8 protein-coding genes and 2 pseudogenes are annotated in these 15,815 nt (G+C 41.0%); all 10 read left to right on the top strand.

Annotated features, from left to right (window positions below):
* The first annotated feature begins 2 nt into the window (after positions 1 to 2).
* Positions 3 to 1,562 (top strand): AAA family ATPase, encoded by a 1,560-nt coding sequence (locus PseudUWO311_RS20665; protein ID WP_142657127.1) that lies wholly within the window; start codon positions 3 to 5, stop codon positions 1,560 to 1,562.
* Positions 1,559 to 2,200, top strand: coding sequence for a hypothetical protein (locus PseudUWO311_RS20660; protein WP_142657126.1), 642 nt, complete (start codon positions 1,559 to 1,561; stop codon positions 2,198 to 2,200). Before PseudUWO311_RS20665 ends, PseudUWO311_RS20660 begins: the two co-directional genes overlap by 4 nt.
* Positions 2,201 to 2,423: 223 nt before the next feature.
* Entirely contained in the window at positions 2,424 to 2,999 is a 576-nt protein-coding gene (locus PseudUWO311_RS20655) for a LexA family protein (protein WP_142657125.1), read from the top strand.
* A gap of 93 nt (positions 3,000 to 3,092) precedes the next feature.
* Positions 3,093 to 3,674 carry a hypothetical protein gene (locus tag PseudUWO311_RS20650; protein ID WP_142657124.1) on the top strand — a complete coding sequence of 194 codons (582 nt, stop codon included), beginning with the start codon at positions 3,093 to 3,095 and terminating at the stop codon, positions 3,672 to 3,674.
* Between the two features lie 293 nt (positions 3,675 to 3,967).
* Complete coding sequence (locus PseudUWO311_RS20645; RefSeq protein ID WP_142657123.1) at positions 3,968 to 5,713, top strand: ShlB/FhaC/HecB family hemolysin secretion/activation protein; 1,746 nt, start codon at positions 3,968 to 3,970, stop codon at positions 5,711 to 5,713.
* 117 nt (positions 5,714 to 5,830) lie between these two features.
* Positions 5,831 to 6,445: pseudogene (locus PseudUWO311_RS24970) on the top strand (Uma2 family endonuclease).
* A gap of 336 nt (positions 6,446 to 6,781) precedes the next feature.
* Complete coding sequence (locus PseudUWO311_RS24195) at positions 6,782 to 6,922, top strand: hypothetical protein (protein WP_190303594.1); 141 nt, start codon at positions 6,782 to 6,784, stop codon at positions 6,920 to 6,922.
* Positions 6,923 to 7,321: 399 nt separating this feature from the next.
* Positions 7,322 to 12,646 (top strand): beta strand repeat-containing protein, encoded by a 5,325-nt coding sequence (locus PseudUWO311_RS20635; protein ID WP_190303593.1) that lies wholly within the window; start codon positions 7,322 to 7,324, stop codon positions 12,644 to 12,646.
* Between the two features lie 20 nt (positions 12,647 to 12,666).
* Positions 12,667 to 15,333: a CHAT domain-containing protein gene (locus tag PseudUWO311_RS20630; protein ID WP_190303592.1), complete on the top strand. Its 2,667-nt coding sequence runs from the start codon at positions 12,667 to 12,669 to the stop codon at positions 15,331 to 15,333.
* A 295-nt stretch (positions 15,334 to 15,628) separates the two neighbouring features.
* A pseudogene (locus tag PseudUWO311_RS20625) lies at positions 15,629 to 15,815 on the top strand (IS5 family transposase); the annotation flags it as partial.

Raw genomic sequence — 15,815 nt, 5'->3', positions numbered from 1 at the left:
TTATGCTTACACGTTTAAAAGTATCTGGCTTTAAAAATCTAATGGATGTGGATATCCGTTTTTCTCCATTTACTTGTATTGCGGGAGCTAATGGAGTAGGGAAGTCCAATCTTTTTGATGCTATTCAGTTCTTAAGTGCTCTAAGCGATCGATCTTTAATCGAAGCCGCTCGCTCAATCCGAGATGAAGGCGGAAGATCTACTGATGTACGCAGCCTCTTTCATCGAGTAGGAGATGACTATGATACAGAAATGAGCTTTGAAGCTGAAATGATTATATCTAGTCATGGTATAGATGATTTAGGACAGGAAGCGAAGGCTAGTAGCACGTTTCTTCGTTATACTTTGATCATTGCTTATCGTCCTGAACAGAACTTCCTCAAACCTTTAGGGACATTGGAAATAATAAAAGAAGAACTTATACGAATCAACAAATTAGAACTTGCGGAAAATCTTCTTTTTCAACATACGGAAGAATGGATTGATTCTTTATTTATTCGTCGATCTCGCGGAGAGTATATCTCTACGGAACAGGAGGAGAATGATAATAACAATAGAAAAATTAGAGTTCATCAAGATAGTGGTAGTAGCGGAAGAGGGGGAGGAGGTGCTGTTGGCAAAACAAGGAGGTTTTTAGCAAAAACATTGCCAAGAACTGCTCTCTCAGAGTCAAATGCAGTCGAGAGTCCAACCGTACTATTAGCAAAAAGAGAAATGCAGTCTTGGCGCATTTTGCAACTTGAACCCGCTTCCTTAAGAAAACCAGATGCGTTTATGTCTGACTCAGTACTTGGTATGGATGGCTCTCATCTACCTGCTACCCTATATCGACTTGCTATGTTTAACGATCAGGAAAACTTAAGCCAAGAATCTATCGATGATACGGGAGAGCAAGTTTATTCTCAAGTTGCAAATACGCTTGCTGAATTGATTAATGATGTTAAAAGTGTAAGTATTGATCGCGATGAAAAACGTCAGCTTTTGACTTTAATGGTTCAAGGTCGTGATGGCACTTTCCATCCTGCTAGAGCTTTGAGTGACGGAACTTTGAGGTTTCTGGCATTAGCTGTACTAAACCTCGATCATGAAACTCAAGGTTTACTCTGTTTAGAAGAGCCTGAAAATGGCATTCATCCTGAGCGTATACCTGCAATCTTAAAGCTTCTACAGAGTATTGCTACAGACGTTAATGAGCCAGTTGACATCGACAATCCTTTGCGTCAAGTCATCATTAACACTCATTCTCCTGCGGTTGTATTGCAAGTTCCAGATGATAGTCTTGTTATTGCAGAGTTAAAAGAGATAGTTAATAATCGCAAACGATATAAAGGGGTTAGATTTAGTTGTTTAGATGGCACTTGGCGGACTCAAGATGAGACGACAAATATTGTCGCAAAAGGTAGATTGCTTGGTTATCTCAATCCAGTAGCTTCTAATGAAGAGATAGACAGCTATAGTAATGGAAGCTCGAAAATTAAGCCTAAGAAGAGATCTAGGGTGGTAGACAGACCAGATATACAGCCATATATCACTGGATTTATGGAGGCTATCCTAGAGTCATGAAAGATTTTAAATTTACACTTATTGCCGATGGACGTACAGATGACGCTTTAATACCAATCCTGACTTGGCTTTTAATAAATTTAGGAGTTAATACACCTGAACCTCAATTGCCAATTTTAGGGAATTTGCGAACTCCTCCCAAGAAATTGCAAGATAAAATTGCGATCGCGTTAGATTTGTTCCCATGTGACATTTTGTTCATCCATCGAGATGCTGAATCCGATGAAACCCCAATTAAAACCCGCACAAAGGAAATTCGCAAAGCAGAAAAACTTGTCAAAAGAAAGTTGCTACCTCCAATAGTTTGTGTTATTCCCATCAAGATGATTGAATCTTGGCTTCTTTTTAATGAAGATGCTATTCGGAAAGTGATAGGAAATCCTAGTGGTATAAAAGATTTAAGTTTGCCAAAGATTTCTGAAATCGAAAAAATAGTTGATCCTAAAAGAAGACTTGAAGAGAGTCTGATTAATGCAAGTTTTCCAAGCAGACGTGGGAAAAAAGTTAATATTCCTTCAAACTATTGCGTAAGAATAGCCGAGGAGATTGATGATTTTGAGCCATTAAGAAATTTATCGGCTTTCAGAGAACTAGAAAAAGAACTTAAAAATATACTAATACTTCATCAATGGATTTAGATGTTTAAGGATCGCAAATTAAATAAAACCCAATATTGATCAGGCGGGCTTTGCACGCCTGATCAATATTGGGTTTTGAGTATTGCAAGTTATTTAATTTGCGATCCCAAGCAACAATTAATTTACATATGACATATAGGCGATTAAATCATATGATTAGCGTACAATATTCGTGCAACTGTAGCGATCGCAGTACACATGTAAATAACCTTTGGAGAATACTATGCCGCGTGGTGGGAAACGTCAGGGAGCAGGTCGTCCTGCTGGTACTGGCAAATACAACGAAACAACAAAGGCTGTGCGGTTACCAATTAGCCTTGCTGATGAAATTTTAGAAGCACTCGCTAGAGATCCGCAACAGGTAGAACCAGCAACCCTTGTCTCATCTATTTTTAAAACAGACAACTTTACAAAATGTCGAGTGCCACTCTATCTCAATCCCGTTGCCGCAGGACTTCCTGCCCCAACCGAGGATTATATAGAAGGCAAAATAGATCTCAATCGCCATCTTGTGAAACATCCTGACTCCACCTTTTTGGTTCGCGTAGTCGGAGAATCAATGCAAGATGCGGGTATCCATCCCCGTGACTTACTTGTAGTCGATCGCTCCCTTGAAGCCATCAGTGGCAAGGTAGTCATCGCCGTAGTCGATGGAGAGTTAACCGTGAAACGTCTGCGTAAACATCGGAACAAATTATGGCTAATGCCTGAAAATCCGAATTTTCAGCCCATTGAAATAGGCGAAAATGTGGAGCTACATATTTGGGGAGTAGTCACAAACGTAATTCATGCCCTCTAGTGAAAATACAAGCTATAGAGATGTAGAGGCAGCAAAAACTAGTAAAAATATTGTTTAAGTAGTTTAAACCAATATTTTGCCTATAAATGGGGGATGACATTTGGCTTTGATTATCGTACATTAATCAAAGAGTTTTTGGTCTTGTCTATGAATCGCCTTCCTGACGCTTCTGCACCGATCCTATCCTTATCTGCCTCCAAGGCTCGTTCATTTGGTATATCTGAAAATATTGTTGGCGATAACTCTTCTTCTGAGTTCTTTGCTGTTTGGCAAATGCTTTGTTCGCGCCTAGATGCACTCAAAGGAAATTGGCAGGTTAGCTTTTCTTCACCTGTAGCAGTATCGGACTACATCACCATGCGTTGTTTCCTAACTATTGGTGATATTACTCGTGAGGCAACAGGTAGTGATAAAGGCTGTTTAATTCAAGTAGGATCTTCTACGATTGGCGTTCATGCACCTGAGCGAGCCATGCTCAATGCTTTTTGCAATGCTGCCGTTCATTTTGGGGTCATTCTCCCCTTCAAACATCTTCGTACCAAGAAACCTCCAGACGATAAACATGACTTAGAGGCTGTGGTCAGTATTCTTCGTAAGATTCAGCGTAAGCAAAAAATGAAACGCGGTTTCAAGGCTTTAGCAAGTCTTACTAATTTGATGACTCGCCAAACATAGCTCCAAAAATGAGAGGTGGCGCTTCGCGCCGCCTCTCGTCTTTATATAGCTGTCGCCATTCTTGTTAGGACATAAAACCCAAATAGTGAGAGGCTGCGCGAAGCACAGCCTCTCACTATTTGGGTTTTGATTTGTCTTGATAAAAGTGGCTAAGGCTATAAAACCCAAGATAAAGAATAGCGGCGCTTTGCGCCGCTATTCTTTATCTTGGGTTTATACTTGCTCAAATGACATAATCCGAGTAAATTACAGTCCAGCAAATCAATATTGCAGTTATGTAGGTACATGTGTTTATGTCGGAGAGTTATGGACGATTAAAAATCGCGGGGCTAATTGTCAATTTAAGCTTTGGCTTGACTAGCTATATTGGGTTTACTTTGCCAATATTGGCGCAAACAAGAGCTAATACCCTAACACCACAAATTATTACGCCATCGTTGCGATCGCCTTCGACACAGCCTCCTGTCCAAACGCCAAAACCACTACCTTCTCCTGATGAATTATTAAATCCATCACGTGAGCCTCGCGCTCCTCAAAACGAAACACCTGTAACTGGAACGATCACGGTTAATAAGTTTGAGGTTTTAGGTAGTACAGCATTTTCTCAAGTAGAACTAGATCAAGTGCTACTTCCCTTTACGAAACGCCCAATCACTTTTTCAGAACTGTTAAAAGCCCGATCGCTGATTACAGATTTGTACGTAAATAGAGGATATATTACTTCTGGAGCATTTATTCCTACCCAAGATTTGCAGAATGGTGTAGTCAAAATCCAAGTAATTGAAGGTGGGCTGGAAGAAATAAAAATTACTGGGGTTGAGCGTTTAAGTCCAGACTATGTGCGATCGCGGATGAATATTGCTACAGGCGCACCACTTAACCGCGATCGCTTGATTCAAGCCTTACAAGTCCTCCAAATCAATCCCTTAATTGCGAGTGTATCCGCTGAGCTATCCGCAGGAACGCGAGCTGGGCAAAATATTCTCGAAGTGCGGATTCGAGAAGCAAAGTCTTTGAACGCGCAACTATCGCTAGATAATAACCGTGCTCCTAGTGTTGGTTCGTTGCGTCGCAAAGTCCAAGTTAGCGAAGCCAATTTAACTGGATTGGGCGATACCCTAAGTGTGGGATATAGCAACACTGATGGCAGTAATTCCTATGATCTCAGTTATACATTGCCTATTAATCCTTACAATGGCACGATCGCATTTGCGTTTAACAATGGCAATAGCAACGTTCTAGAAAAACCTTTTAATATATTGGATATCTATGCGAATTCCACATCCTATGACTTTACTTTTCGGCAGCCAATTGAGCAAACTCCTAGTCAAGAATTGGCGCTAGGCTTCACAGCTTCCTATCGCGAAAGTCTAACTAGTTTGTTAAAAATTCCCTTTCCATTGTCCGCAGGAGCCGATGATAATGGAGTGACTAAGATTGCGGTTTTACGAGCTTTTCAAGAATTCACACAGCGCTCTAGTCAGTCGGTGCTCTCCTTGCGATCGCAGTTTAGTCTAGGACTAGGTGGTGTATTAGGTTCTAATATAAATACTAGCTTTCCTGATAGCCGCTTTGTTTCATGGCGTGGACAGTCGCAGTATGTAAATCTACTAGCACCTGATACTTTTCTGTTACTACGAGGCGATCTACAATTTGGCGATCGCGCTTTGCTACCTTCAGAGCAAATTGGGTTTGGAGGACAAGATACCCTACGCGGCTATCGTCAGGATGTGTTGCTAGGAGATAATGGGATAAATCTATCCGCAGAGTTGCGATTACCGATCTTGCGTGTTCCTGAATGGGAAGGACTATTGCAGCTTGTCCCATTCGTTGATGCGGCTGCCGTATGGACAAGTTCTGGAGAAGCAAACTCTAGTTCTAATACATTGTTAGGTACTGGCTTGGGCTTACGTTGGCGAGTTGGCAATACTTTAGATCTTCGGCTCGATTATGGTATCCCTTTAATTTCTGTGCCAAATAGTCGAAATACAGCCCAAGAAAATGGTCTGTATTTCAACCTCAATTTCACAGGTTTCTAAGTGTAGAGCCTATTTTAGAAAAATTTTTGAAAGCGTCGCTAAGTGACGCTTTCAAAAATTTTTCTGGGTTTTAAGATATAGTAATGTCATGTTAGTGAGAGTTATAAAGGTGTCACTATGACTCAAACCCCAATTAGCACAGAGATCTTTAGCAAACAAGAGAAAGATAAAGATCAACGTCTAGTGTATTCGGGTATTACTTGGGAGCAGTTTAAGCTAATCCAAGCAGGTTTAGCCGAGTCAAATAGAGTCAGGCTTTTTTATTACCAAGATACAATCGAAATTCTCATGCTAGGATACGCCCACTAATTCTATAAAACAATTATAGGTTTTCTAATTGAACTGTTTTGTTTAGAAACCGATATCGAATTTGAGCCAACAGGTTCTATGACTCAACAGCGTGAAGGCGAGGTTTCTGTTGAACCAGACGAGTCATATTGTTTTGGTACATCAAAGCCTACTCCTGATTTAGTATTTGAAGTAGTATTTACTAGCGGCAGCCAAAAAAAACTACAACGTTATCAAGCTTTGGAGATTCCTGAGGTGTGTTTTTGGCAAGATGGCGTATTTAGTCTCTATCATTTACGCGATCGCAACTATGAGTCTATTTCCCATAGTGAAATTCCAGAGCTTACAGGCTTAGACATAGAGTTATTAACTCGCTGTGTCTTAATGGCGCAAAACTCACGATTAGAAGCAGCAAATATCTTCCGTAATGCACTCAGAAATTAGACAGAATTAATTATCTCAATCAAAATGCTTATCTATCTCTAGCAAATAATCCGATATCAGCGATGTTATGGAACTATGCGCTGACATGAAAATCAACTTTTTGTCAACATTAGAATATTCTTGCACATTTCTTGTGCTAAAAAGATTGCTAGGCGTTACACTTCTTATCTTAGCTAGCGGTTTAGCAGCTTAATTATCGTGAAATCAAGTGATATTTCAATTATTGAGTGAGACATAACTGAATAGAAAATGTAATTAAAACTACTTTTTTTGTATTGTTGTAATTTACAATAAATATCACTTATTTTTGAGGTTAAACTAATGCTTATTATTTCTATGCTTCTCGCATTTTTTGGTGGTAATCCTCCCATTGCAGCGCCTGTAGGAGCAGCCGGAACAGGAGGTGTTGTAATGGTACAGAGCAATCCTTTATACCAAGGCGCTGGTATTTCTGGCAATAATCCTTTACATCAATGATAACTAAAGAATAAGGGTGATATCTAATCTAGGTTCTCAATTCTTGATTCTCTTGCAATAAACCAGCACAAGTTTAGTTATGTAAAGTTACCTCTTTATACTCAGGCTATTCACTTGTCTGTCCTTTATTGTTTTCTTAGTCTCGCTTTTGACTCTATCATTAGGTTGTTCAAATTATTCTCAACAAGTCCATCGTCAAGAATTTGACGATGGACTTGTTGTTTTTGATTTCTGCGTTCAACTTATATTCTTAAGCACAAGTAACACCTGCACCAACTTGGGCTAGATAATTAAAATGTCATTAATCAATATTAGTAATTTTGCGGCTTTTTTAATTATTCTCCAATGTTATACTCCCAAAAACAAAAGCCAAAACAACCGTATTGTAGGAGAGAAAGCGTGAGCAAAGACAAGCTTAAAGTCATGACGATCGCTTCAGCTTTTTCAATGATGAGCTTTAATCTTTTCGCCCAAGCGATTTTTGCTCAAAATGCGATCGCGCCTGACAATACCCTCCCAGTCAACACATCAGTTAATTTCAACAGCGCAAATAAGACCTACACGATCACAGGTGGTACTCAGGTTGGAGCAAATCAGTTTCATAGCTTTCAAGATTTTTCAGTGCCGACTGGTAATACTGCGCATTTTGATACTGCACCAACTATAGTTAATGCGATCGGGCGGGTAACTGGCTCAAATGTCTCTAATATTGACGGGATCTTGAGAACCAATGGAACAACGAATTTATATTTAGTTAATCCTAATGGAATTATTTTTGGAGCAAATGCCAAGCTCGATATTGCTGGCTCATTTAGCGCTAGTACAGCCAATAGCATTAAATTTTCTGACGGTAGCGAATTTAGTGCGACTAATCCCCAAGCACCGCCTTTATTGAATGTAAATGTTCCTCTAGGTTTGCAGTATGGCAATAGCAACGCAGGAGCAACGATTAGTAATCTGAGTAATCTCTCGGCAGGGCAGGACTTAGTTCTAAATGCCGATAAGTTGGATTTACAGGGGACTTTGCGATCGCAGCGAGATTTAACGCTTCAAGCTCAGGATGTGGTAAAGATTCGTGATACTTCTACTACTCCTTTTTTGGCTGTTGCTGGGCGCGATTTACTAATTCATGGTAATCAATCGGTCGATATCTTTACTTTAAACCATCGCAATAGTGGTTTTTGGTCGGGTGGAAATATGCTGTTGCGATCGCAAAATCCAGTGATTGGCGATACTCATTTTTATGCAGGTAAGAACTTAAAGATCGAGAAGCTAAATGGAAGTTTAGGTAATTTAATTAGTCCTAACGACCCAGTGATTTTGGCAAATGGTGACGTGTCCTTAGGAGACTACACAGGATCGTCACTACATATTTTAGCAGGGGGAAGTGTTACGCTTGGTAATGTCACGATTGATAGTACTGGCAATGTTGCGACTACAATTAATCCGAATAATACAACGCTATTTAATGCTACGAATACTTATGCAGATCTTGCAACTTATGGGGGCGCTTTAGGTGTACCTTCTATAACAATTGATGGTAGTCAGCAGGCGACTTTGGATGTACGGGCAGGAGTAGATTGGGCACAGTTGGGAGGGTTGTCAACTAGTCAGGTTCTGGGAACTTTTGCGCTACCAAATACAGCCCCAACTTATGCGGCGACTCCTAGTAATGCAAATATTACGATAAATGGCAATATTCGGGTATCACAGCCCAATGGATTGGTGTTGTTGACTAACCAATTTCTGCCGAACACCTTAACGGGGATAATCTCAGCCATAGGTATTGATACTAGTACTAATTTGGCTGGGGTAAATGGTGGTGATATTCGTGTGGATGGGCGGGGAGATATTGAAATTGATAATGCCACTTTGCGATCGTCCGCTTCGGTTTTTGCTAATGCTGGAAATAGTGGAGCTATCTATCTCTCTACTTCTAACGGCAATATTTCGCTAACTAACTCAAACGTGGATTCATACTCATCTGTCAACTCCAATACGGGAAATGGAGGAGCTATTTCCCTTTACGCTTTAAATGGTGATATCTCATTAACTAACTCATTCTTATCTTCATTCTCGTCCTCAGTCATCGGCAACAGCACTAAAGTCGGTGGTGCGATCGCCTTATCCACATCTAACGGGAATATCTCCCTTACTAACTCTAATTTAAAATCTTACGCACAATCAATCTATGACAATGCTGGCAACGGAGGCGCGATCTCCTTAACAGCTACTAACGGCAACATATCGCTTAACAACTCCAACCCTTCTTCATATTCAAGATCAACAATAGGCAACGCAGGGAATGGAGGTGTTGTTTTCTTCGCTACGACCAATGGTAATATCTCACTAATTAATTCAACAACAATTACTCAATCGCTTGTTGAGGTTGGCTCTGGTAAAGCAAGTAATGCTGGTGCAATCTCTTTTTCATCCTCCAACGGCAATATTACATTTAATAATTCGACATCGATTGCGAACTCGCAGTCTAGGTCAGGTGATGCGGGAAACGGAGGTGCAATTTCTTTCTTTAACTCAAATGGCAATATTACTCTTGATAATTCGACATCATTAGCGATCTCGCAGTCAAATTCAGGTAATGCGGGAAATGGGGGAGTAATCTCTTTCACTAACTCCGACGGAAATATCTCGCTCACTAGATCGGGGATGTTCACAGACGGTCATAATGGGGGATCGATTTCTTTCACCAACTCTAATGGTAATATCCTACTCTCTGGATTGATTTTACGCTCTGATTCGACCTCTAGCAATGGGGGAGATGGAGGAGCAATTTCTTTCACTAACTCTAATGGTAATATCTCTCTTACTGGGGTGACTACTAACTCGACCTCTTCTAATTCTGGAAATGGAGGTGCGATTTCTTTATCTAACACCAACGGTAATATCTCACTTGATAACTCTATGTTGTCATCAAATTCAAGCTCTAACTCAGGCAACGCAGGAAATGGTGGTGCGATATCCTTCTCTAACACCAATGGTAATATTTCGCTCAATAGGTCAATATCCATATCCTCATACTCGCAAGCTGACTCAGGCAATGCAGGAAATGGTGGTGCGATATCTTTCTCTAACACCAATGGTAATATTTTACTAGAAAGTTCAAGCCCATCATCATATTCAAGATCTAACTCTGGCAATGCAGGCAATGCTGGGGCAATCTCATTTGTTACTTCTAACGGTAATATTTCACTCACCCTAGGCTCATACTCGCAAGCTGACTCACAATCATCGTTTGGCAATGCAGGAAATGGGGGGAAGATTTCTTTTAATACCTCTATCGGTAATATCTCGCTCTTTAACTCAGGATCATTTGCATACTCGATCTCAGATACTAGCAATGCGGGAAATGGAGGGGCAATTTCTTTCTTTACCTCTAACGGTAATATCTCGCTTACAAGATCATCCTTATTTTCCTTCACCAAATCGACTAATGGCAATGTGGGAAATGCAGGAAAGATTTCTTTGTCTGCATCCAATGGCAGCATCACACATGTTACAAATAGTTCTTTTTCACGTTACTTGCTTGCCACCGCAATATCAGAACTGGGAGAAAGTGGATCTGGTGGTGACATTGAAATAGTAGCTAAAGACCAAATCCGTAATTTTGAAATCTTGACTCAATCTTCTACGGGAAAAGCAGGTGCAGTAAAAATTGATGGATTGGGAGATCTGGCTATTACTAATGTGCGGATTAGTACTAGTCAGGATGTAAGTTTTGATGCTCCCTTTACTGGAAGAATTACCTTTGAAGTTGGGAAAAGTGGGAGATCGGGAGATGTAGCGATCGCTAATTCAGTAGGCAGTCTCACCTTTAACCAAACTACGATCAACACCGTCACTCAAAGTAAAGATCCTGCGGGTAACATCATCATCTCCAGCCCCACGATGATAACCTTCCAAAACAATAGTAATGTCATTGCCACAACCAATGCTCAAGGTAAAGCAGGAGACATATCTATTAATGCTCCTATAGTCAAAATTAACGACAATTCCAAAGTATTAGCTGAAACCAATGGCTCAGGAACAGGTGGCAATATTACAATTAATGCTCCCACATCAGTTGATTTAACACGCATTCTTAATGCGTTCCCAGTCCTCTCAGTCCAAACTAATAGCGCAGGCAAAGCAGGGAGCATCATCATTAATACACCAACCCTCACCCTCACAGATAGGGCAAGGATTACTGCTACTGCTAGCGCCACTGCGACCAATCTAGACGGCGGCGGTAGTATTACCCTCAATGCCTCCCAAATGAATCTTTTCGGCACAGTCGGCATATTTGCTGAAACCCAAGGCATATCCCCCGCAGGAACTTTAAGACTCAATCCCTATAACAATCTTGGCTATCTCAACATTGCCTTAGCACCTAATTCTCAAATCTCAGCTTCCACTTCTAGCATTGGCAATGGTGGTGACTTGTTTGTCACTGCTCCCCAATCAATTGCGATCGCAGGACAAGGAAAACTCGCGGTCGAAACAACAGGGCTGATGGACAATGCAGGCAAAGCAGGAAATATCACATTTACAACTAAACAACTTACTCTCAGCGATGGAGTTTTAGTATCAGCTTCCACATCTGGAAGAGGTAAAGCAGGGGATATCTTCGTGAGAGCCGATGACTTTACCATCTCCAACGGCGCACAGATCCAAACTGCGACATCTAGTATTGGCGACTCAGGCACAATCGATGTGAGGGTAGTGAATCAATTCAATCTCTCAGGCTCAAAAACAGGCTTGTTTGCGAATACTTTAGCCAATTCCACAGGACGGGGTGGTGATATCTTTATTGACCCTGTATCTGTTACTCTTCGGGATGGTGCGCAGATTGCTGTTGGTAGTCTCGGTGCTGGTGTTGGTGGCAATATCACTCTCATATCGAACTTCCTAACGTTGCTCAATGGTTCTTCAATTACTGCCGAAACAGCCAGTGCTAATGGAGGTAATATTACCCTTAACATTCCATCTATCTTGCTGTTACGCTCTGGTAGTCAGATCAGTACTACCGCAGGTACAGCCCTTGCAGGTGGTAACGGAGGAAATATAAATATTACCGCTGGTTTCATTGTTGCTCTACCTAAAGAAAATAGTGACATCTTTGCCAATGCCTTTACTGGTAATGGCGGCAATATCAATCTCACTACTAATGGTATCTTTGGTCTAGAATTTCGACCTGTCCTCACATCGTTGAGTGATATTACTGCTAGTTCTCAATTTGGGGTGAATGGAACTGTGAATATCAATACTCCAGGGGTTGATCCCAGTAAAGGGTTAACTAATTTACCTGTTGATATTGGTGATGCCAGTAAACTGGTTGCTCAGAAATGTTTAGCCGATCGCCAAGATAGTGCCTTTATTATCTCTGGTCGAGGTGGTATTCCTGTCAGTCCTGCTGATGTGATTAGTGGCAATAAGTTCCAAGAGAATTTGGGTGTGACGAATGATTCTGGTCGGATTGCTGAGGTGATTACGAGAGCGGTTAATCCTTATGGTGAAGTTGCATTGGTAAGGGACTCTTCCCATATTGTGCCGACTCCATCTTGGGCTAAGCAGATACAATCTAACCAAGTTAATGAGTCATTACCCGATCGCATTGTTGAGGCGCAAGGATGGACAATTAATCCCTATGGCGAAGTTTCTCTTGTGGCTGAAATTCCTCAAGCAATACCTGCGCCAAGTTGGGCTAGACAACTACAATGCCGTTAACCAGTAGAGACAATAAATCTATGAAACGATTTCCATCACGTTTTACAAAAAAGCAAATCACTAGATTTCTGATAAAAGCAAAGTTTCGTTCAGCTTATATCAAAAATCTAGGTTTAGTTTTTCTGTTGTTTTTTCTGACAGCACTTGTTCAACCCAGCTTGGCAACCAGTATTACTTCGCAGCAGGTTTCTCAAATAGTCCAAGCAAATTCTCAGCAATCAAACACTTTATTTAGTCGCGGCAAGTCTTTTTATCAATTAGGACAATGGCAAGAAGCAATTAAAGTTTGGGAGCAGGCTGTAAAAATCTATCAACAGCAAAATAATTCCTTGGATTTATCGATAACTTTAAGCAATCTATCCCTAGCTCATCAAAAATTAGGACAATGGCAAGAAGCCGATCGCACGAGCGCCCAAAGCATACAAATTTCGCGATCGCTGCAAGTTAATCCCGCAAGTCAAAGAGCGATCGCCCAAGCACTAGATACCCAAGGAAATTTGAATATAGGTTTAGGGAAAATCGAGGATGCTGTCATTGTCTGGCAAGAAGCTGCCATTTTGCACGCTAAACTTGGCGATCTTGATCCTCAAATTCGCAATGTTCTTAATCAAGCTCAAGCTCTCAAGAATCAAGGCTTTTATCGGCGATCGCTAAAAACCTTAGAATCAATTCAATCATTATTGCCAAAAATATCTGACGAGCTGCTGACGGCGATCGCACTTCATAACTACGGCGATATGTTGACCACTGTCGGAGATCTCAAACTGGCACATCAACCTTTAGATAAAAGTTTGGAAATTCTCAATCGCCTTTCTTATAAAGATCAAACTAATAAAGAGCAAAAAAGTATCGTCCTATTAAGAATGGGTAATCTGGCTAGGCTCGAAGGAAAAACGGAAAATGCAGCCGAATTTTATAAAAAATCTGGACAGGTTGCAAGACAGTCACTGACAAATTTACAAGCCCAATTGAACTTATTTAGTTTGCTAATTGAAGCTGATAGCTCTTCTGAGAACTTGACAGAGGCTCTAGAAATGCGATCGCAAATTGCTTTAGAGTTAGCCAAGTTAGAAAACAGTCGAGAGGAAATCTTTGCGCGAATCAATTATGGCGAGAGCTTACTACGACTAGCTAAGGTTACCCGTCAAAATGTCGCTGATGATCTATTAGCTGAAGCGGCAAAAATATTAGCTATTTCCGCACAACAAGCTAAATCCATTAACGATAGTCGGACTCTCTCCTATGCGCTTGGAGCTCTAGGAAATGCCTATGAACAAAGTAAGCAAATTGAATCAGCTCAAAATCTAACTCAACAGGCTTTAGCGATCGCTCAAAGCATCAACGCGACCGATATTGCTTATCGTTGGCAATGGCAGCTAGGTAGACTGCTTAATGCAAAGGGGGATGCAAAAAATGCCATTCTCGCCTATACAGAAGCTGTCAATGGTTTGCGGCAATTACGCAGTGATCTTGTATTTGTAAACCCCAATGTACAGTTTTCATTTCGAGAAACCGTTGAGCCTGTCTATCGGCAACTTGTGAGCTTATTACTCCAAGGCGAAGCAGGGGATAAGCAGAAAAACCTAGTCAAAGCTCAAGAGGCGATCGAATCGCTGCAAATTGCTGAACTAGTTAATTTCTTCCGTTCCGATTGTCTCAATGCTGCTCAAGTTGATATTAGCCAAGTAGACAAAACTGCTGCTGTCATTTATCCGATTATTCTCGAAGACCGTTTAGAAGTTATTCTCAGCTTACCCAATCAACCGCTCAGTCACTATGCTAGCAAAGTCACATCAGCCCAAATCGACGATATGGTGATCGACTTGCGAGTAAATCTTAAAGATGCCTCTTCTGAAGATTATCTCTCCAGTGCTCTACGCATTTATGATTGGTTAATTCGCCCTGCGGCTAGTGCGATCGCGCAAAGCCAAATCAAAACCATTATCTTTGTCTTAGATGGCTCTTTAAGAAATATTCCCATGTCAGTTTTACATGATGGAAAGCAATTTCTAATCGAGAATTACGACATTGCTCTCACGCCGAGCCTACAGCTAATCGATCCGAAGCCGATCGCAAAACAAAAAGTTTCCGCTTTAATAGGAGGCTTGACAGAGTCAAGGCAAGGGTTTTCGGCTCTACCCAATGTAAAAAGCGAGTTACAGGAAATCAAAAACCAAGTTCCCTTAAGTTCTATTTTTCTTAACGCTAACTTTACTAAACAAAATCTCGCTCAAACACTTGTCTCCCTTCCCTTTCCGATCATTCATCTTGCAACTCATGGCAATTTCAGTTCTGAAGCTGAAAACACCTATCTACTTACCTACGATGGTAAGTTGACGATTGAGAATCTCTATCAATTATTGCGCTCCACTGACCGTAGTAATCTTGAGCCTGTGGAGTTATTGATTTTGAGCGCTTGTCAAACTGCGGTAGGTGATAAACGGGCTGCACTAGGCTTAGCGGGAATGGCGGTAAGGGCTGGCGCGAGAAGTACGATCGCTTCGCTATGGTCAGTTGATGATGCAGCTACTTCAAAGTTTATGATTGCACTCTATCAAAGTTTATCTTCTGCGAATGTTACTAGAGCCGCCTCTTTAAGAACAGCACAACAGGCTTTACTCAAAGATCGCAAATATAATCATCCTTATTTTTGGGCTCCTTTTGTGTTACTAGGTAACTGGCTCTAAGACACTGGCGTATCCATAGATAAAAGGAGGATAAATCTAGTGATCGCCTCTAATCTCACAACAAAGTTGTAGTGCTACAATTGATTGGCGATCGCTCAAATTAACCAGCGCAAACGATTATGTTACAGCCCACATTCCGCTCGTAATTTTTACAAACTTATAGTTTTTGCTTAATTAGGGCTTACTGAAAAAGCAAGAAAAGCATACAAGCAATGGTTTCCAAGGAGATCGAAAACTGATAAAATGCAAGGAAAAGTAGGAAAAGCAAGTAAAACCCTTGCACCAATAAAATTTCATGTACCGACAATCTGCCATGGGACAGCTATCATTCGAGAATTTCTACTTACCATTTGGCGGGAAATTGTCAGGAGAAAATCGATGGGTAAGATTAGCGGAACTAGTACCGTGGGAACAATTTGAAAGTGAATATGCAGAACAATTTAGCGAAGGACAAGGAGCGCCAGCAAAGCCATTTCGGATGG

Source organism: Pseudanabaena sp. UWO311 (genome assembly GCF_006937785.1).
In the GTDB taxonomy this organism is placed as follows: Bacteria; Cyanobacteriota; Cyanobacteriia; order Pseudanabaenales; family Pseudanabaenaceae; genus Pseudanabaena.
Note: the sequence above shows the minus strand (reverse complement) of the source record. Positions and strands in the feature narration are given on the sequence as shown.